Source organism: Ornithinibacillus halophilus (assembly GCF_900129485.1).
In the GTDB taxonomy this organism is placed as follows: Bacteria; Bacillota; Bacilli; order Bacillales; family Amphibacillaceae; genus Ornithinibacillus; species Ornithinibacillus halophilus.
On record NZ_FQVW01000053.1, the window covers coordinates 1 to 18,569 of the forward strand.

Genomic DNA, 18,569 nt, shown 5'->3' on the forward strand with positions numbered 1-18,569 from the left:
TCAAGTAGTCGCCTGGCTGAGGCCGTGCCCGCGGCAAAGAAGACACTGTGAAATCGACCGAAGGAAGATTGAACAGATGTCGCCCTTGTGCTGGAGGTGAAAGCGACTGTTCGTAGTGTAAATCAACAAAGCAGTTACATCAGAATTGAATAATTTATTAAAAATTAGATTTCACCTAAAGACTAACATTCTAACTACCTTCATGGTAATTGTTCGACTTTGGATTATAGAGATTATGTTATGTCCCACCCCTCTATGTGTATGACTTTTTTATTAATCGGACTTTTTCAGCAGCCTCGGTAGGCGCTGGAGCTAGACATCTCTGAAAATCTCTTATCTAATAAAAAAGCCTTCGCAAATTTGCAAAGACTTCCTCAATCTATGAATATAGTTTTGGTTTATTTATATTTTTTAATTTTTGGAGATAATATTGATATTTTTCCTCTCTAGGCTCCGTATGGATCATATTATGTTCGCAATCTAAACAAATAAACATATTATATAAATGAATGCCTTTTTCTTTTCGATCCTCACAAATCCCACATTGTTCTACTTCTTCATATAATCTTTCTTCCATTACTCCCACCTCCATTAAACTAGTAATTAGTGTCTCCTAATTTAACGGTTACTATACCAATCTTTGAAACTTTTTTTGAAAAATATATTCATAAAATTGCATATAAAAAAACATGTGACTTTTAAATCATCACATGTTTTATCCTATTCAAGGGAGTATGATTAAGTGAATCGCAGCAAGTGATGCTATTCCAAATAAACCTAAAAATCCAGATATAATAACAGTAAAGACATTAATTGGAATGTGTAAACCAAAGGAGCCAGCAATTATATTAAAGAAAAACAAAAATAAGACACCTATTGCAATTCTGACAGTACCTTGTCCAATTACACGCATCGGTTTTGCAGGTGCACCGACGAATACTAAAACTATAATTAATCCGATCATAATTGAAATAACTAATACAGGGCTTAATTCCATACGATCAACTCCTTTTCCTTGTCCCACTACTAGAATCTATGATTGAGAACAAGAAAAAAGAACTAAAAAAGCAGATAGGAAAATTCATCCCTATCTGCTTCATAAATTATTTACTATAACGAACAGCACTGATTTTTCGGATTCGTGCTTCTTTTAATAATAACAGGTATTTTGCTTGAGCAACTAATTCAGTATTTCTTCCCTCAATTGTTGGTTCAATACTTTGATTTAAAAGTGATTTAATCTGTTTCCATTCTCTTTCTACGGTGAACAGTGAATCCAATAACTGTTCATCCACTTCACGCTTCTTTCGTTTCTTTTTCCCCAATCAAGTCACCTTTTTTCTTACAAGTCTCTCCTACCCTCTAATGCTTTGGACAATGTGACTTCATCTGCATACTCTAAATCGCCACCAACTGGTAATCCGTGTGCAATTCGTGTTGTTCTGATTCCAGAAGGCTTAACCAGACGCGAAATATACATCGCTGTTGCTTCCCCCTCGATATTAGGATTTGTAGCTAGAATTAATTCATTCACTTCTTCATCCTTTAATCGATTAATCAAGTCTGGAACATTTATATCCTCTGGTCCAATGCCATCCATCGGTGAAATCGCTCCATGTAGAACGTGATATTTCCCATTATATTCCTTCATTTTTTCCATTGCGATCACATCTTTTGGATCTTGTACAACGCATATGATAGAGCCATCTCTAGAGGAATCTTGACAAATAGAGCATGGATCCTGGTCAGTTATGTGACCACATACAGAACAGTGGGATAGCTCACGTTTAGCATTCACTAAGGAGTTTGCAAATTCCAATACATCATCATCTTTCATATTTAAAACAAAAAAAGCCAGACGGACAGCAGTCTTAGGCCCAATTCCTGGCAATTTTGTAAAGCTATCAATTAGCTTTGAAATCGGTTCTGGATAATACATTTATGTTCCCCCTAAAACATTCCGGGCATATTCATTCCTTTTGTGAATTGTCCCATCGTTTCATTGGTTTTTTCGTCGATTTGATTTAATACATCATTCGTTGCAGCCAAGATTAAGTCTTGAAGCATGTCGATATCGTCTGGATCTACAACTTCTTCTTTTATTTGAACATCTGTGATTTCCTTTTTTCCATTTGCAATGACAGTAACCATACCACCACCAGCACTTGCTTCAAATGTCATTTCATGAAGTTCATCTTGTGCCTTCATCATTTTCTTTTGCATTTTTTGCATTTGTTTCATCATGTTACCCATATTTCCCATACCTTTCATGGAAAACGCCTCCTTCAATTTGTTTTATTCTTTTCTAATTATTAGTCATGTATTTCAATTAAATCATCACCCACAAGTTTTCTAGCTTCTTCTACTACTGGATCTTCATTAGTTTCTTCTTGTGGATTAGATTGTTCTTGTTTCATTACATATTCATTTCGCAGTTCTGTCCAATCATTGATTGGAATTGGAATGATCGTTAATTGTTTTTGAATGACACTTGAAAGGATCGATTCTACCATTTCTCTGTGGTCTAAAAATAAGGAACAATGAATTTCATACTTAAAGGCCACAACAAGTGCTTTATCAGATGCAGCTGCAGGTTTACTATCTTGTATTGTAGCATGTGCAGGTGCATTTGTTGTTTTTAATTTATTTAAGAAATTAGCCCATTGTGACTGTACTTCTTTTAATGCAGGCTTTTGTGCCTCTTGTAACACCATGCGAATTTTTTCAAAAGGTATTTTATAACTATTCTTCGATGATCTAGGCTGTGGCCTTCTCCTTTGATCTTGAGATGGTGCTTGTTGACTAGACACATTGGTTTGTTTTAGTTGCTCTAATTGCTTTTCTAACTGTGCCATTTTATTCGTTAGCTGAATCACGAAATCGGAATCTGTTGCTTGAACAGGCTCACTTTGTTGATACTGATTAGTGATGGTTAGTATAGCAATTTCAATAAAAACCTTTGGATTATTCGTCCATTTCATTTCTTGCTGGCATTGATTTAACTGCATGATTGCATGTTGGATCCATACTTCAGAGACTTCCGTCGCTAATTGCTTAAAATGATCATCCATTATTGCCCGTTCTAATATTCCTTCTAAACCAGGTGCACTTTTATATAGTAATAAATCTCTTAAGTAATAAATCATGTCATAAACGAACCGACCTGGGTCTTTTCCTCGTTGAATAATTTCGTCTAATAGCTGTAAACCACGTTGAACGTTCTTTTCGTTCATTGCCTGTACAATATCAGTTAAAATTTGTTGAGATACTGCACCTGTTACAGCTAAGACATCATCTAGTTCAACTCCATCTTCACTATAGGAGATTGCTTGATCCAAAATACTTAATGCATCACGCATACCACCCTCAGCAGCTAGAGCTACTGCATCTAATGCTTCTTTTGATACACTAATTCCTTCTGCATCAATAATGGATTGCATCCGCTCAACTATTGATTGGTTGGATATTGGCTTAAAATCAAATCGCTGACATCTAGAGATAATGGTTAATGGTATCTTATGTGGTTCTGTTGTAGCTAATATAAAAACAACATGCTTTGGTGGTTCTTCTAATGTTTTTAACAACGCATTAAAGGCATTTACAGAAATCATATGAACCTCATCGATGATATAAACCTTGTACGGAACGACACTAGAAGCATACTTTACTTTATCACGAATTTCCCGTATATCATCAACACTCGTGTTCGATGCAGCGTCAATTTCGATTACATCTGAAATAGAACCATCTTGAATACCGCGACATGCTGCACATTCATTACATGGTTCTTTAACTGGAGCCTTTTCACAGTTAATCGTTTTCGCAAAAATCTTCGCTGCACTTGTCTTCCCTGTTCCACGAGGTCCTGAGAACAAATACGCATGAGAAAACTTTTCTTGAACAATCGCATTTTGCAATGTTCGTGTGATATGTGTTTGTCCGACAACGTCTTGAAAAGTTCTTGGACGCCAAACGCGATACAGTGCTTGATAGCTCATAAGACATAATCTCCTCTATGATTTCTATCTAATTATACCTATTTTAACAGAGAATGTGAACAAATATAAGTTACTTAAGATAAATAACACTTGTTTATTCATGGTAGTACAATAATATCATTTTTATTTATTTTATTATCAATAACTATTGCATATTTTCTGATAATATTGTAACATATTTCATACAATATGTAAAAAATATATTACAAAGGGGATAAAAATGAAAAAAGGCATATTAACAAATAATCTTTATTTTTATCGATCCCAAGCTAAGCTATCACAAGAAAAATTAGCACAAAAAGTCGGGGTTACGCGCCAAACAATAAATGCACTTGAACACAATCGATATAACCCTTCTTTAATTCTTGCTTTTGAGATTGCAAACGTATTTAACAAGTCCATTGATGAGATTTTCACATATGAAAAGGAGGAGGAAAAAGAATGAATATTTTACTGGACATCTTATTTTTCATTGCATTTCCTTACTGGATATACTTCCTGTATACCTCTGGTAAAGATGAACGTGGCAAGAAAATAAGCTCTTATACAGCTGTTTTAGGAGTAGGTATTTTAGTTTTGGGGATTATCGTAATAGACACCTATTCTGATTATAATCAAGTTAGCGTGGACGATATGAAGTTATGGCTGAACATGACTTATCGTTTAACTATTATCGCCATTGCGACAGCATCTTTTTTCTTAAACCGTTATGCACGTTTGTAGTTAGAAGTGTTTTTATAATTAAGGCTGTTTTCTCAAAGATTGTTGTTTTTCGTTATAAACAAAGAATCATTTTTGTATAATGTAAAGAGTTCTTTACAAATAAAATAATCTATGTTATAAAATAAGTAAAGAGTTCTTTACATTATTGGTGGTGAAAGAAATGCCTGTTAAAAACAACATTCGTAAGGTTAGAAAGGAAAGAGGTATAAAGCAATTACAAATGGCAGAAGATTTGCAAGTGACACGTCAAACCTTTACTGCAATTGAAAACAACAAATACAACCCAAGTTTGGAACTCGCCCTTAAAATTGTGAAATACTTTGACCTTCCTATCCACGAAATCTTTATATTAGAGGAGGATGATAAAAAGTGAATAAGAAGAAGATACAAAAATGGAATTTAGCATTTATGGCGGTTTGTACAATGGTTGGTGTATTACTTGGACTTACACTTATTTACATCGTGAAGGGTCAGTTTAATTTTAGTGTTTTACTTGGGGCATTAACCGCATCGGCAATTTTAATTATTATCAATGTAATTAAAGTTCACTTGAAAAAGGACAGAACACCAGAGACAGATGAACGAACGGTTAAGAATCTGTTAAAGTTTTACGTTTATTCATCACATATCTTTTTAGGACTGCTTTTTGTAGCACTTGGAATTATTACGCTCGTTGGTATAGAAAATATTTCGATTACCTATCTATGGATACTAATAATTGCCTATTTATGGATTAGTGGTATTGGTGCATTGGTTGTAAGTCGTAGGTAGATAACCAAGTTTAAATAAGACCTCATAACAAGGGGTCTTATTTTATGCACTTCTTAACATCTCAACGGTAGTATAATTTGATTTTTGACAGGCTGAAATAAGCATTTGCTCTACACGTTTATCAAATGCCAAATCCTTCCCCAAATCGAGCCAACGAAACCAATAGAGGTAGTTATCCAAGTATTTAGTTGCTACCCCTTGAAAACGGTCTATCCACCCTTTCAAGCGATTGTGAGCGTTATTAACGTGCTGAATATGATAAATCCCCTTTTTAACACGCTGTTTTTGGCGTTCATTAACGGTTTCGTGCAATAAGCCTTTAAGTTTGGCGAATTTTTTGTAGTTCGTTGCTGTATCAGTGCATAACAAAGCAGACGGGTGAATATACTCGCCTATAACACTATCGATTTCTTCGGCTTTTACACGACCAGTTCCCGCTTTACGAGCAATCATATTACCATTACGGTCTTGTGCCACTACAACAGCAATTTTAGAATTAGATATACCTCTTTTCTTGTCTTTTTCTCCACGTTTTTTAGGCTTCCTATCGGTGACTTCACGACCTTTTAAAGACCTACGAAAGAAGGTTTCGTCACTCTCAACAATACCTTGAAGTTGATTAAAACCAAGACTACCTAATGCGTTCAAGATTTTATGTCTCCAATAAAACGCAGTGGAAATGTGTATTTTAAGGCGTTTAGCGATTTTTGGTAGAGTGTATCCCTCGACCATTAGTTCAATGTATGTTACCCACTTCTCAGGGTAGCGTGAGCCTGAGAATGGCGTATTGGTCATATCATTGAAGGTTTTTCCGCAATCTTTACATAGATAGCGTTGTCTTGAACGATATTTACCATTACGTTTTACAGACATACTGCCACAATGAACACAAGCCATACCCGAAGCAAACCGAGCCTCACGAATGGTTTTGAGTAATTTAGTGATTTTGTCTGGTTCTTCTGGAAACAAATCCTGTTTCATAGCGTTAAACAACGCTAACTGCTCTGATTTGGTTAAATCGCTGAAATCCTCATATACATCTTTCCACATGTCCGAACGCCTCCCTGAACCCTATTATATCAACCTTCTACAAGTTCAGTCAAGAAAGCAACAATCTATACGAAAACAGCCATAATTAAAAACCCCCTGTAAAATAACAGGGGGTTCATTTTCATATGTAAGCCGTGCACCCATCGTCGATGGAACGACCCTATGCGTTACTTAAGTTCATGGCTCGGCCTAGGTAACCCCACGGCACACAGAAATTACCACTTACTGCTGCTTCCTTCCGGACCTGACAGGGTTCATGGGTTTCTGTTGCGCAGGACCTAAGCGTCAACACCAATCCCTTAAGGCAGACCATAAAGTCGACCACCTCGTGATGGGGATTCAGCCTCGCTATAGCGGATTGCGAGTTCAGGGCACCGCTACCTCCCCGCCTAGCACGGTAATTTCCATTATACCATTTTTAGTGCAGATTGCAATGCATTTTGACTGAGAGTATATGGAAATTGAGAATTAATAGAGGGCTCAGAACTAATTACCACATGCCTAACTATTTCCCTTTACGCTTTCTTAAATCACGAAAGAAACTAGTTAATAATTGACTACATTCTTCTTCCTTTACTCCACTTGTTAGTTCAACCTGATGATTAAACCTATCCTCCTCTAATAGATTCATGATAGAACCAGCACACCCTGCTTTAGGATCATAAGCACCAAAAACAACTCTTTTTATTCTCGATTGTACAATTGCTCCTGCACACATTGGACAAGGTTCTAATGTTACATATAGCGTGCATTCCTCTAATCGCCAGCTACCGATCACTTCATTTGCTTTTTTTATAGCAATTAACTCGGCATGTGATAACGTCTCTTGCGTCGTTTCTCGATAATTTCTCCCAGTTGCAATAACGGTATCATTGTAAATAATTACTGCTCCAATAGGTACTTCATTCAATTCTCTTGCTTTATTAGCTTCTTCTATTGCCAATTGCATGTATTTTTGATCCATATATCATCAACCATTCATATTAAGATTCCAATATTCGCACACAATAGTAAGATGTAAACCTTATAAAAGGAGTATATCATGAAAGCAACTGCAAACAATACTGCACTACTTTTTATCGATTTAATCAATGATTTTCAATTTGATGGTGGTGAAAAATTATATGTACACACTAAACAAATTTTACCCAATTTAATAAAATTAAAGAAATTTGCTATAGAGAAAAACATACCTATTATTTATGTTAATGATCATTACAAATTATGGACCTCTGATGCCGACACAATTATTGACCATTGTTACAATGAAAAAAGCAAAGAGATTATTGATGCATTAAAGCCTGATGAACAAGATTATTTCTTTATTAAACCTCAACATTCTGCATTTTTTCAAACCCCTTTAAAATCATTATTAAATGATTTAGATAAAACTCATTTAATTATTGCTGGTATTGCTGGTGATATTTGTGTTTTATTTACTGCAAAGGATGCGTATATGTACCAGTTTACAATGAGTATACCTAACAATTGTATCGCTTCAGAAGAGAAAGAAGGAAATGATTACGCACTCTACTTAATGAATACGGTGATGAAAGCAGATATTACACCAATTTAATGACATATTTTACAATCTCCCTTCATATATGTGTAAGTAGGATACAACTAGATTGTTTAGAAGCTTCATTCTGAACAAACATAAGGAGGGAGATTTTTTTGCAAATTCATGTCGTGAATAGTGGCGATTCGTTGTATACAATCGCCAACACGTATGGGTCTTCTATTCAAGCACTAATTGATGCGAATGAATTAGAAACCCCTGAACAACTCGTCGTTGGGCAGGCATTAGTCGTTCCAATTATTGGCCAATTTTATTATGTTCAGCCCGGAGATAGCTTATATCTTATTGCTCAACGATTCGGAATGAGTTATCAAGAGTTAGCACAAATCAACAACATTCCTATAAATGAAACATTGCCTGTTGGGTTACGCATATATATTCCACCAAGAGCAAAACAAGAAATTATCTCAAATGCCTATGTGGAACCTATTGGAGGAAATGTTTCACAAACATTAGAAAATGCAGCTAGAAAAGCAGCCCCTTATTTATCATACCTCGCACCATTTAGTTATCAAGTCAATCGTGATGGTACCTTAATTCCACCACCTTTAAATAACTTTGCTCAAATTGCCAGTTCAAATAATGCTTCCTTAATGCTTGTTGTCACAAATCTAGAAGAGGGTGCCTTCAGTGCTGAACTAGGTCATATACTTGTTACCGTTCAATCTGTTCAAAACACCTTACTGGACCAAATAGTCAATACTGCCCATCAAGTTGGTTTTACTGATATACACTTTGATTTTGAATTTTTGCCACCGGAAGACCGTGATGCTTACAATGCTTTTTTACGAAAGGCTAAAAACCGTTTATCTCAAGAAGGATTACTAATGTCGACTGCTCTTGCACCAAAGGTAAGTGCTACACAAGAAGGGGAATGGTACGAAGCACATGATTATGGTGCCCATGGAGAAATTGCTGACTTTGTAGTTCTTATGACGTATGAATGGGGGTACAGCGGAGGGCCAGCTATGGCTGTATCACCGATTGACCAAGTAAGAAGAGTGGTTGATTATGCACTGACAGAAATGCCAGCTAGTAAAATATTACTTGGTCAAAATTTGTACGGTTACGACTGGACTTTACCATATGTTCCTGGTGGCGAATATGCCCGTGCTTTAAGTCCACAACAAGCAATTTCTTTAGCTAGAGACAATAATGTAGCCATTGAATATGATACAACAGCACAAGCTCCATTTTTTACGTATTATGATGCAGAAGGAAGTCAACATGAAGTATGGTTTGAAGATGCACGATCCATACAAGCAAAATTTGATATGATAAAGGAATTAGGGTTGAGAGGGATTAGTTATTGGAAATTAGGCCTTGCATTCCCACAAAATTGGCAGCTATTACAGGATAACTTTATTATTAGTAAAGTATAAAAATTCCCTCCAGTACCAAATGGATACTGGAGGATTCCTATCTATCGTTTTGTACTTGCAGAATTACTACTTTTTAAAATTTGAATCACTTTACAAAAAAGTTAAGATGTTACTTCTTCAGAAAAAGGTTCTGGATGATCCTCATGGTCAGTAGATTCAAAAATTGATGTAAAGTTACTAGAAGAAATCCAAATAATCCCTGTCATGAAAATTAAGGTCAAAATCACTTTTTTCATTTTTTTTCCCCCCTGAAAATTTATATTCATTAGCTTTTATAGCTAATTTATACATATAATTTGCCCTTTTATAATAACTTTGCTTTTCGTACATATAAGCAAATAACTTTGAATACTCATATACGAATTGCCATAAATCATTTTTTATAAAGTAGTTAAAGCTTGTCTTTTCCAATTGATTAACACTTTCATAATTATAGTCGTCATCTTGTAATAACTTCTGGTAAATTTGAAGCTGTACCGTATTTCTTGACATAGAGTTATTGTTTATCCTATCAATGCCCAATTGTAGCCAATGTAATGCCTTTTCTTTATTTTCATCTACGTAATTTGATCGAACAAGATTGATGATGGTTCTTACTTTATCATTAACATCTTTTTTATGTTCCAAACTTTTCTCATAATATGTTATAGCTTGCATGTAATAGCCTTGGCACTCCAAAGAATACCCAATATTATTGTAAATCATTCCCAAATAGGTGTTTCTTTTTTGTTCAGAAAGGAATTTAATAAGTTTTTCTGAAAGAAGATAGGATTCCTTTGACTTTTCCCAAAGGTTCAATCTATTGAAAGAAATACCCAGAAGAAGATGGCAATCTATAGCTCTATCTAATAAATAATTATCTTTGAATATGGATAAAGCTATGTTAGAAAAGTGGATACACCTTTCACTTTGGTACATTTTACTATAATTTAGAGCTAGGTTATAATAAAACATTCCAATTTCGTGATTATTACCTAAGAAGTCTAGGCCTTTTGCGTTAATAATAATTAACCCTTCTTCAATAGCACGTTCGTATTTTCCCTTTATGAAATAATAAATCATCAGTACTCCTACATATAAAAAATAATTTCTGGTATACTCGAGTTTCATGATGTTTCCAATATTAAATAGAATTTCACTTGCTTTATTAGTTTTTCCGTTCATTAGAAGGTATCTACTGTATACGATATTGAATTTAATAGTACATTTCTCATTACCAACTTGTTCAACCAAATCTTTCAGTCTATAAACATTTTCTTCAAAGTGTTTTCTTTCCAACATATTATTATGCCAGTTTTCAAGCCTTTTATTTATATCAACGTTGTTTACTTCTTCCTTTATTATGGGGATATCCAATCTTTCAATTAATAAATTAAATATTGATTCATCAGGGATTACATGATTATTTTCAATTCTACTCAGGTATGAAGGTGTACATATTCCCTCACCTAACTCCTCCTGTGTCAACTTATTTTCTAGCCTTTTTAGTTTAATAATGTAACCTATATTTTTTTTCAACGGGATTCATACCCTTCAGGATATTTTATTTAATTACATTATAACAAATCATACATTATTAAAATTGAAAAAGTTGTATAAAAAATACTATTTAATCTGTCTAAAATAAGAATTATTTCTAGATAGTCTTTTATAGACACCTTTGTTATACAATATTCCTATACTTGTTCAAGTTGTAAATATTATTAATTCAAATTAGCTCCTATAGTAATAACTTGTTTAATACAAAATTAAGTGAATTATGTTAATATTTAGCTAAGTTTAGTACTAAACAAATAGTTATTAAGGTGGCTTTTTTTTATGGCTATTTTATTTACATTGAAGGTATATAGGAAATTTAATTATAAAATTTATGGAGGGGATCTACCATGAAAACTAGAAAAAGCTGTTTTTTTTAAAATACTGGGATTATGTTTCTGGTTGCTATGCTTATATTTACTATTATTCCAGTAAATTCGACTTTTGCGGAGGTAGATAAAGATATTCTTAATCGTTTTGACATTAGTGAAACAATACTTGATGGAAAAAAGGCTTATATAATAGAAAATAACTCATCAGGAGAATTAAAAATAAAAGTTATTGAGGAAGGAAATAAGACTGTCTATGAAACTTATCTTGATAATAAATTTATTGATAAGACAATAATATTTTCTAATAGTAATAAAATTTTGTATTATGATAATAAAGGTAACAAAACCTTAAGTACATTTGATGATTACATCATAGATACTAAGGATACGATTAACAACAAATTAACTCATACTCCACCATCAGATTATTACCTTATACATCGTGAATATAGTAGTACTTGGGATGAATGGGGTTATTTGTATGGTAAAAACAGTATTACGTATGGCCCTACTAAGCAAATTGTTTTTCCTGCTGGTACAGCGGTATCTACTATAATTGGTGTAATTGGCGCCATATTTACAGGTGGAATTCTGGGAGTTGTGATTGCTTTAGGAGCTACAGTTGTTGGGGCAACGATAGATACAGCTATTAGTGGTTCAGTTTTTAGTAGGCAATCAAGATGGGATTATGAAGTTACATCACAAGGTGAATTAGGATTAAGAACATATAAAATTGACATAGACGCTAAAGTAATTAATGCTAGAAATGGAGAGGTTAGTTGGGTTGATTTATCTGAAAGAGGTGATACACGATCATGGTCAGATTTAGTTCATGCTGGTATATACAATGTCATTTTACTAAATTAAAGACCTAATAAATTTGTGATTATTTGTGTAAGGAATGGAAATTAGTATATTTATTCTACAGTAACTTGACATGGGGATCCTTGTGGTAAAAGTAAAAGATAATAAGTTTTTGGGAATAACATACTTCTACTACATCTCCATGTTAAGTTTTTTAAAGTAAATTCATATGACTATTTACATGTTATTATCCTCATAAACACTAAAACATTACATTAAAATGGAAAGTGTGGAATTTTTATGAATAAGAAAATCAAATTATCTTTGATTCTTATACTCCTCCTTTTATTATTCTCGTGGAATATTTGGGTTTTTTATCAAAACTCTAAGCCTAAAACTAGTGCTGATCTACTTCAGGAATTATTAAATAATAATAAATACGAATCTCTTATTTTAAATGAGGGAAATAGGAAAGAAGAAATACCTAACAAAATCCGAAATATCAAATCTAATCATGCTGTAGAAGCGCCACAAAAAGTTTATCAATTTGCAATATATGAATATGATAATCAAGTATTATTAGTAGAAACTACTCCTGATTTAGTTAATCATCAATTGTATATTAAAAATGTTATGTATATTTCTAAAAGTGAATTTGAAAAAATATTTAATGAATAAAATCAATCTTAACATAGGGTTATGCCTAAAAGCCCAAATGGTTAATTGTAAAAGTCCCCCCTAAAAGGCTAGTTTTTGTATAGCCTATAAGGACATTTCACTAACAATAGGCAATAAATTAGCCTAACAAGTAACTACCAACTGTTTACAACTCATAGTTTAATAAAAAATAAAGATTGATTTCCAGCAAAAAAGGCATCGAAAAGCTCCGATATTTAATGGACCTTTCGATACCTATTTTGTTCTTTTTTGTTTTCTCAATTCATTAAGCTTCTTTCGATAAATACATTTCTCAAATCCTGGAGTATGGTGAATGCATATGGCGATGAGGCACATTTATCTACTGTATATCTCACTACTCATCAGTATATTTTTTAACAACAATGATGACGAAATCTACTTTTACATGTAACACATATAAATTTTGGAACAAGATTTCCTATTCCTCTAACGTGGAAGTATCTCCTGTTGGTAATCCAAGTTCCCAAGATTTTAGTAAGCGTCGCATAATTTTACCACTTCTTGTTTTAGGTATTGAATCACGAACCTCTAACTCGCGAGGGGCTGCATGTGCACTTAATCCTGTTTTTACAAACTGACGAATGTCTTCTAGCAATTCAGGTGATTCTACATACCCGGTATTTAAGGTAATAAATGCTTTAATAATTTCTCCTCTTTCAGGATGAGGTTTTCCAATAACACCAGCCTCTGCTACTGCTGGGTGTTCAATTAACTTACTTTCTACCTCAAACGGCCCAACACGCTCTCCTGATGTATTGATAACATCATCCAAACGACCCTGGAACCAGAAATAGCCATCTTCATCACGATAAGCACTATCTCCAGACACATACCATCCATTAATAAAGTAACTTTCATATTTACTTGGATTATTCCAAACGGCACGCATCATAGCTGGCCAGCCGGCTTTTATAGCTAAGTTCCCCATTTGATTTGGAGGAATCTCATTGCCTTCATTATCTACGATTGTTGCCTCTATACCAGGAATTGGTTTTCCCATTGATCCTGGGCGAATTTCCTCGGATGGAAGGTTCACGATAAGTTGTGCACCAGTTTCTGTCATCCACCATGTATCATGAATACGTAGATTAAATGCTTTTAATCCCCAAGTTACTACTTCAGGATTTAATGGTTCACCAACACTCATAATATGACGAAGAGAGGATAAATCATATTGTTTAACTAAATCGTCACCATTACTTACTAACATGCGAAGAGCAGTCGGTGCAGTATACCAAACTGACACTTCCTTATCTTGTAATGTTTTATACCAATCATCAGGTGTAAAACGCCCACCTCTTATAACATTTGTCACTCCATGTAGCCATGGTGCAAAGATACCATAACTTGTTCCTGTTACCCATCCTGGATCAGCTGTGCACCAGTAGACATCATCTTGCTTTAGGTCTAAAACCCATTCTCCTGTTTGGTATTGCTGAATCATCGCATTATGAACATGATAAACACCTTTTGGCTTACCAGTAGACCCTGAAGTATAGTGAATTAACATTCCATCTTCTAAATCTACCCATTCGATACTAAATTCACTAGATGCGTTTTCCATTTCCTTTGTATAATCAATGTACTGATCACCAGTTTCTTGATGTTCACCTACTAGAATTATCTTCTCTAAATCTGGTAAATCCTCTTGTGGTACACGCCCTAAAAGATCAGGGGTAGTTATAAGTATTTTCGCTTCACTATCCTGCAAACGATCTCGTACAGCCTGTTCCATAAATGCTTCGAATAATGGCCCGGCAATTGCTCCAATCTTTAAAATACCAAAGAAAGCCGCATAAAATTCAGGGCTTCTTGGTAAAAATAGAAAAATTCGATCCCCTTTTTTTACATTATACTTTTTAAGTACATTCGCAAACTGATTGCTTCGTTTACTTAATTCATTGAACGTTATATTTTCTTCACGATCAGGTGCTGAATATATTAAAGCAACCTTATCTTTTTTATCCGGATTTTCTGCATGACGATCTAATGCTTCATAAGCTATATTTACCTTTCCTGTTTTGTCCCAGCTAAAATTCCTTTTAACATTATCCCATGAGAAATTCTTTCTAACATCTTCATAGTTTTGTAGATTATGATTCCCTTCTCTAGCTGGTATACGCTGCATATCCATCCTATCACCTCATTTTAGTTTAGAAAATACGTTTGCAAACGATTACAATTCCTTCTTTTAAGAAATATTAAAAGAGTTAAGTAATTACTATTTTAGAACATTTTATGACAATTTGAAAGAGTTTAACACGAATTATTAGAATTTTTTATAAGAATCGGTCCTTTTTTCTTAAGAAAAGCGCATGCGCCTTGTTCAGCCTCAGGCATAGCTTAAGCCAATCCTCTCTGTGGCGCTTTTTGCCCGTGATGAGAATTGACTTAAGACCTCGAGGGGGTAGGTGCTGGAGCTAGACATCTCTGTAAGGAATGCTTTCTTATCTTTTAAAAAATCCAGCTACCTTTTGTTAAGGCAACTGGACTTCACTTATGCTGCTTCTTTTCTCTTTTCATTTTCAGATATGATATAAGCACATGCTGCATCCCCTGCTAGATTAAGGGACGTTCGTAGCATATCTAATAGACGGTCAACTCCTATAATTAAGGCAATTCCTTCTACTGGTAAGCCAATTTGATTTAAAACCATGGCTAACATAACAAGTCCCACCCCTGGCACACCTGCTGTACCAACACTTGCTAACGTTGCCATTAAAATAATCATAATCATTTCATTAAGGCCTAATGGAACTGCATAAACTTGGGCAATAAAGACAGTTGCTACAGCTTGCATAATGCCTGTCCCGTCCATGTTTATTGTCGCACCTAATGGTTGTACGAAACTACTGATTGATTTTTTAATCCCTAATTTCTCTTGAGCAATTTGCATTGCAATTGGTAATGTAGCACTGGAACTTGATGTACTAAAACCAACTGACATTGCTGGAAAGAACTCTTTATAAAACTTAATTGGGTTTCCCTTACCTAACAGTTTTATGGCTAAAGGATAGATTACCCCACCATGAATAACTAATGCTAATATAACAGCTAACATATACATTGCCATGGAACCAATCGCATGTAACCCTGCTTCACCAATAGCAGATGCAATTAAAGCAAATGCTCCATATGGTGCTGCTTTCATCACAAGGTTTACTAAAAAGATTAAAATCTCATTAGCTTGTTCAAATAAACGATGAATTCCAGCAGTTTTCTCACCTAAAGCAGCTAGCGCAATACCTATGAAAATAGCAAAAGCAATAATTTGTAACATATCACCGGATGACATCGCTTCCAGTGGATTTTTAGGAATGATGTTGATTAATGTTTCTGTAATTGGAGGTGCCATACTCTCTTCATATTCAACATTATTTACAGGAAATACACCTTCTTCACCTGGTTCAAGAATTATTCCCACACCCAAACCGATAGATAAGGCGATTGCAGTTGTTATTAAATAAAAAGAAATCGTTTGAATTCCTATTTTCCCTAGTTTGGCTGGTTCTCCAAGTCCTGCTGTTCCTAAAACAATTGAAACAAATACAATTGGAACGACAAGCATCATAATTAAATTAATAAATAACTGTCCGATGGGGCTTAATACATATTGATCGACAGAAGCGAAAAATTCTTGTGAGGAAATACTTAGTCCTATACCGACTATTACACCTAATAATAGGGAAATTAATATTTTTTTTGTTAGACTCATATAGTTGCTCCCTTCATGTTGTATCGTAATTTAACAATGAGTTGTAAAAGAAATGTGAGTTGGAATGGGATCAATCGACGCATTGCTTCAGATTTGAGATGGGATACGCCCCCGGCAGGATTCGAACCTGCGACACACGGTTTAGGAAACCGATGCTCTATCCCCTGAGCTACGAGGGCTTAGTAAAAGGTAACCTCATTCATTATAACAAATAGGAAATAATATTTAAAAGTAATAAATATTACCAATACCCTATGTAGATGTAATATAGATGAAACAGTCTATATGTGTTAAAATGATAAAATGACTGTCGAATTCGTTTGATAGGGGGAAAAGAAATGACAGACGTCCCATTTATAGCGATAGAAGGCCCTATCGGTATTGGTAAAACATCGTTAGCGAAAGAATTATCGCACCAGTTTGATTACCACTTATTAAAAGAAATTGTAGAAGAAAATCCTTTTCTTGGAAAGTTTTATGATGATATTGATGAGTGGAGCTTTCAAACAGAAATGTTCTTTTTATGCAATCGATTTAAGCAATTAGAAGACATAGAGAAAAAATATTTAAATTTAAATAAACCAGTAGTTGCTGACTATCATATATCCAAAAACATGATCTTTGCTAAACGTACTTTACAAGATGATAAATTTGATAAATATGAACAAATTTATCAAATTTTAACAAAGGACATGCCTGTTCCTAATATGATGATTTATTTAAATGCAAGTTTAGATACAATATTAAAACGAATCCGATTGCGCGGGAGAGAAATTGAACAAAATATAAAAGCATCCTACTTAGCGCAACTATCACAGGACTATGAAGCATATATGAATGATTTCGAAATTCTACATCCCAACATTCCAGTGATCCGAATAAATGGGGATGAACTTGACTTTGTGCAAAATAAAACTGATCTAGATTTAATTATTAATAAAGTAAGGCAATCTTTAAATAATCAGTTAGCATCATACAAATAAAAAGTTAAGCCACCAATTGAGACGGTGTTTAGCTAGATGAAAAAGGGGAATTATATTATGAATTTACGAGAAAAGTATAATATACCAAATGACAGTATTATTACGATAGCTGGAACAGTTGGTGTTGGGAAATCAACAATGACAAAGGCGCTTGCAAATGCGCTTAATTTTAAAACATCCTTTGAAAAAGTGGATACGAACCCATATTTAGAAGATTTCTATGCAGATTTTGAACGTTGGAGTTTCCATTTGCAAATCTATTTCCTTGCCGAACGTTTTAAGGAACAAAAGAAAATATTTGAATATGGTGGAGGATTTATCCAAGATCGCTCCATTTACGAAGATACTGGGATTTTTGCTAAGATGCATTATGATAATGGAACAATGTCAAAAACTGATTATGAAACATATAAAAACTTATTTGATGCAATGGTTATGACACCATATTTCCCACATCCTGATTTACTCATCTATTTAGAAGGGTCATTTGACGAAGTACTTGATCGTATCCAACATCGTGGTCGTGAAATGGAGAAAACCACTCCTATTGCCTATTGGGAAGAAATGTACAACCGCTATGAAGATTGGATTAATAACTTTAATGCATGCCCAATTTTACGTATTAATATCTCTGACTATGATTTAATGAAGGAAGAAAATTCTGTTGAACCTATCTTGGAAAAAATCGGTCACTTCATTCAACAATCTAGACGTTGGGAAGCTAGAGAATTAATAAAATAATAAGCTAAAACCCACTTGTTATTTTTCAAGTGGGTTTTTTATGTATTAGTTTTAGAGGAGAGATGAGAATCTATACCACAGACGATTTAATAACAATAAAAAAACCGCTACATTCGTAACGGTTTTTTGTATCTCCAAAATTTTATGCGCTATTGTTATAAATGGAGGAGGTAGAGGGATTCGAACCCCCGCGCGGTTTGACCCGCCTGTCGGTTTTCAAGACCGATCCCTTCAGCCAGACTTGGGTATACCTCCG

General features: G+C 34.3%; 21 protein-coding genes, 2 tRNA genes and 1 other RNA gene. 10 read left to right on the top strand and 14 right to left on the bottom strand.

The window, feature by feature from the left end; genetic code table 11:
• Positions 1-379: 379 nt before the first annotated feature.
• The 6 genes from BUB12_RS15120 to dnaX form a co-directional block, all read right to left on the bottom strand.
• Positions 380-577 carry a sigma factor G inhibitor Gin gene (locus BUB12_RS15120; protein WP_072891748.1) on the bottom strand — a complete coding sequence of 66 codons (198 nt, stop codon included), beginning with the start codon at positions 575-577 and terminating at the stop codon, positions 380-382.
• 147 nt (positions 578-724) lie between these two features.
• Entirely contained in the window at positions 725-997 is a 273-nt protein-coding gene (locus tag BUB12_RS15125; protein ID WP_072891749.1) for a pro-sigmaK processing inhibitor BofA family protein, read from the bottom strand.
• A gap of 106 nt (positions 998-1,103) precedes the next feature.
• On the bottom strand, positions 1,104-1,325 hold the full coding sequence (locus BUB12_RS15130) for a YaaL family protein (protein WP_072891750.1): 222 nt from the start codon (positions 1,323-1,325) through the stop codon (positions 1,104-1,106).
• Positions 1,326-1,342: 17 nt separating this feature from the next.
• Positions 1,343-1,939, bottom strand: a complete 597-nt coding sequence (recR, locus tag BUB12_RS15135; RefSeq protein WP_072891751.1) for a recombination mediator RecR — start codon at positions 1,937-1,939, stop codon at positions 1,343-1,345.
• Positions 1,940-1,950: 11 nt separating this feature from the next.
• Positions 1,951-2,271 (bottom strand): YbaB/EbfC family nucleoid-associated protein, encoded by a 321-nt coding sequence (locus BUB12_RS15140; protein WP_072891752.1) that lies wholly within the window; start codon positions 2,269-2,271, stop codon positions 1,951-1,953.
• 41 nt (positions 2,272-2,312) lie between these two features.
• A complete protein-coding gene (dnaX, locus tag BUB12_RS15145; RefSeq protein ID WP_072891753.1) occupies positions 2,313-3,998 on the bottom strand; it encodes a DNA polymerase III subunit gamma/tau in 1,686 nt (561 codons plus the stop codon).
• Between the two features lie 232 nt (positions 3,999-4,230).
• Here dnaX and BUB12_RS15150 point away from each other — a divergent pair, with 232 nt between their 5' ends.
• The 4 genes from BUB12_RS15150 to BUB12_RS15165 all read left to right on the top strand — a co-directional run bounded on the left by BUB12_RS15150 (position 4,231) and on the right by BUB12_RS15165 (position 5,492).
• Positions 4,231-4,443: a helix-turn-helix transcriptional regulator gene (locus BUB12_RS15150; RefSeq protein WP_084063371.1), complete on the top strand. Its 213-nt coding sequence runs from the start codon at positions 4,231-4,233 to the stop codon at positions 4,441-4,443.
• Complete coding sequence (locus BUB12_RS15155; protein ID WP_072891755.1) at positions 4,440-4,721, top strand: hypothetical protein; 282 nt, start codon at positions 4,440-4,442, stop codon at positions 4,719-4,721. Before BUB12_RS15150 ends, BUB12_RS15155 begins: the two co-directional genes overlap by 4 nt.
• Before the next feature lie 160 nt (positions 4,722-4,881).
• Entirely contained in the window at positions 4,882-5,094 is a 213-nt protein-coding gene (locus BUB12_RS15160) for a helix-turn-helix transcriptional regulator (RefSeq protein ID WP_072891756.1), read from the top strand.
• Positions 5,091-5,492, top strand: a complete 402-nt coding sequence (locus tag BUB12_RS15165) for a hypothetical protein (RefSeq protein WP_072891757.1) — start codon at positions 5,091-5,093, stop codon at positions 5,490-5,492. The genes BUB12_RS15160 and BUB12_RS15165 overlap by 4 nt, the downstream gene beginning before the upstream one ends.
• 42 nt (positions 5,493-5,534) lie before the next feature.
• Here BUB12_RS15165 and BUB12_RS15170 read toward each other — a convergent pair whose 3' ends face one another.
• The 3 genes from BUB12_RS15170 to tadA form a co-directional block, all read right to left on the bottom strand.
• Positions 5,535-6,542: an IS1595 family transposase gene (locus BUB12_RS15170; RefSeq protein ID WP_072891758.1), complete on the bottom strand. Its 1,008-nt coding sequence runs from the start codon at positions 6,540-6,542 to the stop codon at positions 5,535-5,537.
• A 132-nt stretch (positions 6,543-6,674) separates the two neighbouring features.
• Positions 6,675-6,940: signal recognition particle sRNA large type (gene ffs, locus BUB12_RS15175), an RNA gene on the bottom strand.
• 107 nt (positions 6,941-7,047) lie between these two features.
• A complete protein-coding gene (gene tadA / locus BUB12_RS15180) occupies positions 7,048-7,506 on the bottom strand; it encodes a tRNA adenosine(34) deaminase TadA (RefSeq protein WP_072891759.1) in 459 nt (152 codons plus the stop codon).
• A 78-nt stretch (positions 7,507-7,584) separates the two neighbouring features.
• On the opposite strand from tadA, the gene BUB12_RS15185 reads away from it, so the two are divergent.
• Together BUB12_RS15185 and BUB12_RS15190 are read left to right on the top strand one after the other, a co-directional pair.
• Positions 7,585-8,118: a cysteine hydrolase family protein gene (locus tag BUB12_RS15185; RefSeq protein ID WP_072891760.1), complete on the top strand. Its 534-nt coding sequence runs from the start codon at positions 7,585-7,587 to the stop codon at positions 8,116-8,118.
• 98 nt (positions 8,119-8,216) lie between these two features.
• The gene (locus BUB12_RS15190; RefSeq protein ID WP_072891761.1) at positions 8,217-9,503 is read left to right on the top strand and encodes a glycoside hydrolase family 18 protein; all 1,287 of its coding nucleotides are present in this window, start codon (positions 8,217-8,219) and stop codon (positions 9,501-9,503) included.
• Between the two features lie 177 nt (positions 9,504-9,680).
• Here BUB12_RS15190 and BUB12_RS15195 read toward each other — a convergent pair whose 3' ends face one another.
• A complete protein-coding gene (locus tag BUB12_RS15195) occupies positions 9,681-11,021 on the bottom strand; it encodes a helix-turn-helix domain-containing protein (protein WP_072891762.1) in 1,341 nt (446 codons plus the stop codon).
• A 410-nt stretch (positions 11,022-11,431) separates the two neighbouring features.
• Here BUB12_RS15195 and BUB12_RS15200 point away from each other — a divergent pair, with 410 nt between their 5' ends.
• Both BUB12_RS15200 and BUB12_RS15205 read left to right on the top strand, forming a co-directional pair.
• Entirely contained in the window at positions 11,432-12,238 is an 807-nt protein-coding gene (locus tag BUB12_RS15200; RefSeq protein ID WP_072891763.1) for a hypothetical protein, read from the top strand.
• Between the two features lie 237 nt (positions 12,239-12,475).
• On the top strand, positions 12,476-12,853 hold the full coding sequence (locus BUB12_RS15205; RefSeq protein ID WP_072891764.1) for a hypothetical protein: 378 nt from the start codon (positions 12,476-12,478) through the stop codon (positions 12,851-12,853).
• A 439-nt stretch (positions 12,854-13,292) separates the two neighbouring features.
• Here BUB12_RS15205 and acsA read toward each other — a convergent pair whose 3' ends face one another.
• The 3 genes from acsA to BUB12_RS15220 form a co-directional block, all read right to left on the bottom strand.
• Positions 13,293-15,008 (bottom strand): acetate--CoA ligase, encoded by a 1,716-nt coding sequence (gene acsA / locus BUB12_RS15210; protein ID WP_072891765.1) that lies wholly within the window; start codon positions 15,006-15,008, stop codon positions 13,293-13,295.
• A gap of 363 nt (positions 15,009-15,371) precedes the next feature.
• Positions 15,372-16,589, bottom strand: a complete 1,218-nt coding sequence (locus BUB12_RS15215) for a dicarboxylate/amino acid:cation symporter (RefSeq protein ID WP_072891766.1) — start codon at positions 16,587-16,589, stop codon at positions 15,372-15,374.
• 106 nt (positions 16,590-16,695) lie between these two features.
• Positions 16,696-16,768, bottom strand: a tRNA-Arg gene (locus BUB12_RS15220).
• Between the two features lie 159 nt (positions 16,769-16,927).
• On the opposite strand from BUB12_RS15220, the gene BUB12_RS15225 reads away from it, so the two are divergent.
• Positions 16,928-17,572: a deoxynucleoside kinase gene (locus BUB12_RS15225; RefSeq protein ID WP_072891767.1), complete on the top strand. Its 645-nt coding sequence runs from the start codon at positions 16,928-16,930 to the stop codon at positions 17,570-17,572.
• Positions 17,573-17,629: 57 nt separating this feature from the next.
• The gene (locus BUB12_RS15230; RefSeq protein ID WP_072891768.1) at positions 17,630-18,313 is read left to right on the top strand and encodes a deoxynucleoside kinase; all 684 of its coding nucleotides are present in this window, start codon (positions 17,630-17,632) and stop codon (positions 18,311-18,313) included.
• Positions 18,314-18,475: 162 nt separating this feature from the next.
• Here the strand turns inward: BUB12_RS15230 and BUB12_RS15235 are convergent.
• A tRNA-Ser gene (locus tag BUB12_RS15235) sits at positions 18,476-18,568 on the bottom strand.
• Position 18,569: the final 1 nt, after the last annotated feature.

Coding starts and splice junctions, on each gene's coding strand:
- BUB12_RS15215 (WP_072891766.1), bottom strand. CDS start 16,589: ATGAGTCTAACAAAAAAAATATTAATTTCCCTATTATTAGGTGTAATA.
- BUB12_RS15140 (WP_072891752.1), bottom strand. CDS start 2,271: ATGAAAGGTATGGGAAATATGGGTAACATGATGAAACAAATGCAAAAA.
- BUB12_RS15125 (WP_072891749.1), bottom strand. CDS start 997: ATGGAATTAAGCCCTGTATTAGTTATTTCAATTATGATCGGATTAATT.
- acsA (WP_072891765.1), bottom strand. CDS start 15,008: ATGGATATGCAGCGTATACCAGCTAGAGAAGGGAATCATAATCTACAA.
- BUB12_RS15200 (WP_072891763.1), top strand. CDS start 11,432: ATGTTTCTGGTTGCTATGCTTATATTTACTATTATTCCAGTAAATTCG.
- recR (WP_072891751.1), bottom strand. CDS start 1,939: ATGTATTATCCAGAACCGATTTCAAAGCTAATTGATAGCTTTACAAAA.
- BUB12_RS15205 (WP_072891764.1), top strand. CDS start 12,476: ATGAATAAGAAAATCAAATTATCTTTGATTCTTATACTCCTCCTTTTA.
- BUB12_RS15170 (WP_072891758.1), bottom strand. CDS start 6,542: ATGTGGAAAGATGTATATGAGGATTTCAGCGATTTAACCAAATCAGAG.
- BUB12_RS15225 (WP_072891767.1), top strand. CDS start 16,928: ATGACAGACGTCCCATTTATAGCGATAGAAGGCCCTATCGGTATTGGT.
- tadA (WP_072891759.1), bottom strand. CDS start 7,506: ATGGATCAAAAATACATGCAATTGGCAATAGAAGAAGCTAATAAAGCA.
- BUB12_RS15160 (WP_072891756.1), top strand. CDS start 4,882: ATGCCTGTTAAAAACAACATTCGTAAGGTTAGAAAGGAAAGAGGTATA.
- dnaX (WP_072891753.1), bottom strand. CDS start 3,998: ATGAGCTATCAAGCACTGTATCGCGTTTGGCGTCCAAGAACTTTTCAA.
- BUB12_RS15155 (WP_072891755.1), top strand. CDS start 4,440: ATGAATATTTTACTGGACATCTTATTTTTCATTGCATTTCCTTACTGG.
- BUB12_RS15230 (WP_072891768.1), top strand. CDS start 17,630: ATGAATTTACGAGAAAAGTATAATATACCAAATGACAGTATTATTACG.
- BUB12_RS15120 (WP_072891748.1), bottom strand. CDS start 577: ATGGAAGAAAGATTATATGAAGAAGTAGAACAATGTGGGATTTGTGAG.
- BUB12_RS15185 (WP_072891760.1), top strand. CDS start 7,585: ATGAAAGCAACTGCAAACAATACTGCACTACTTTTTATCGATTTAATC.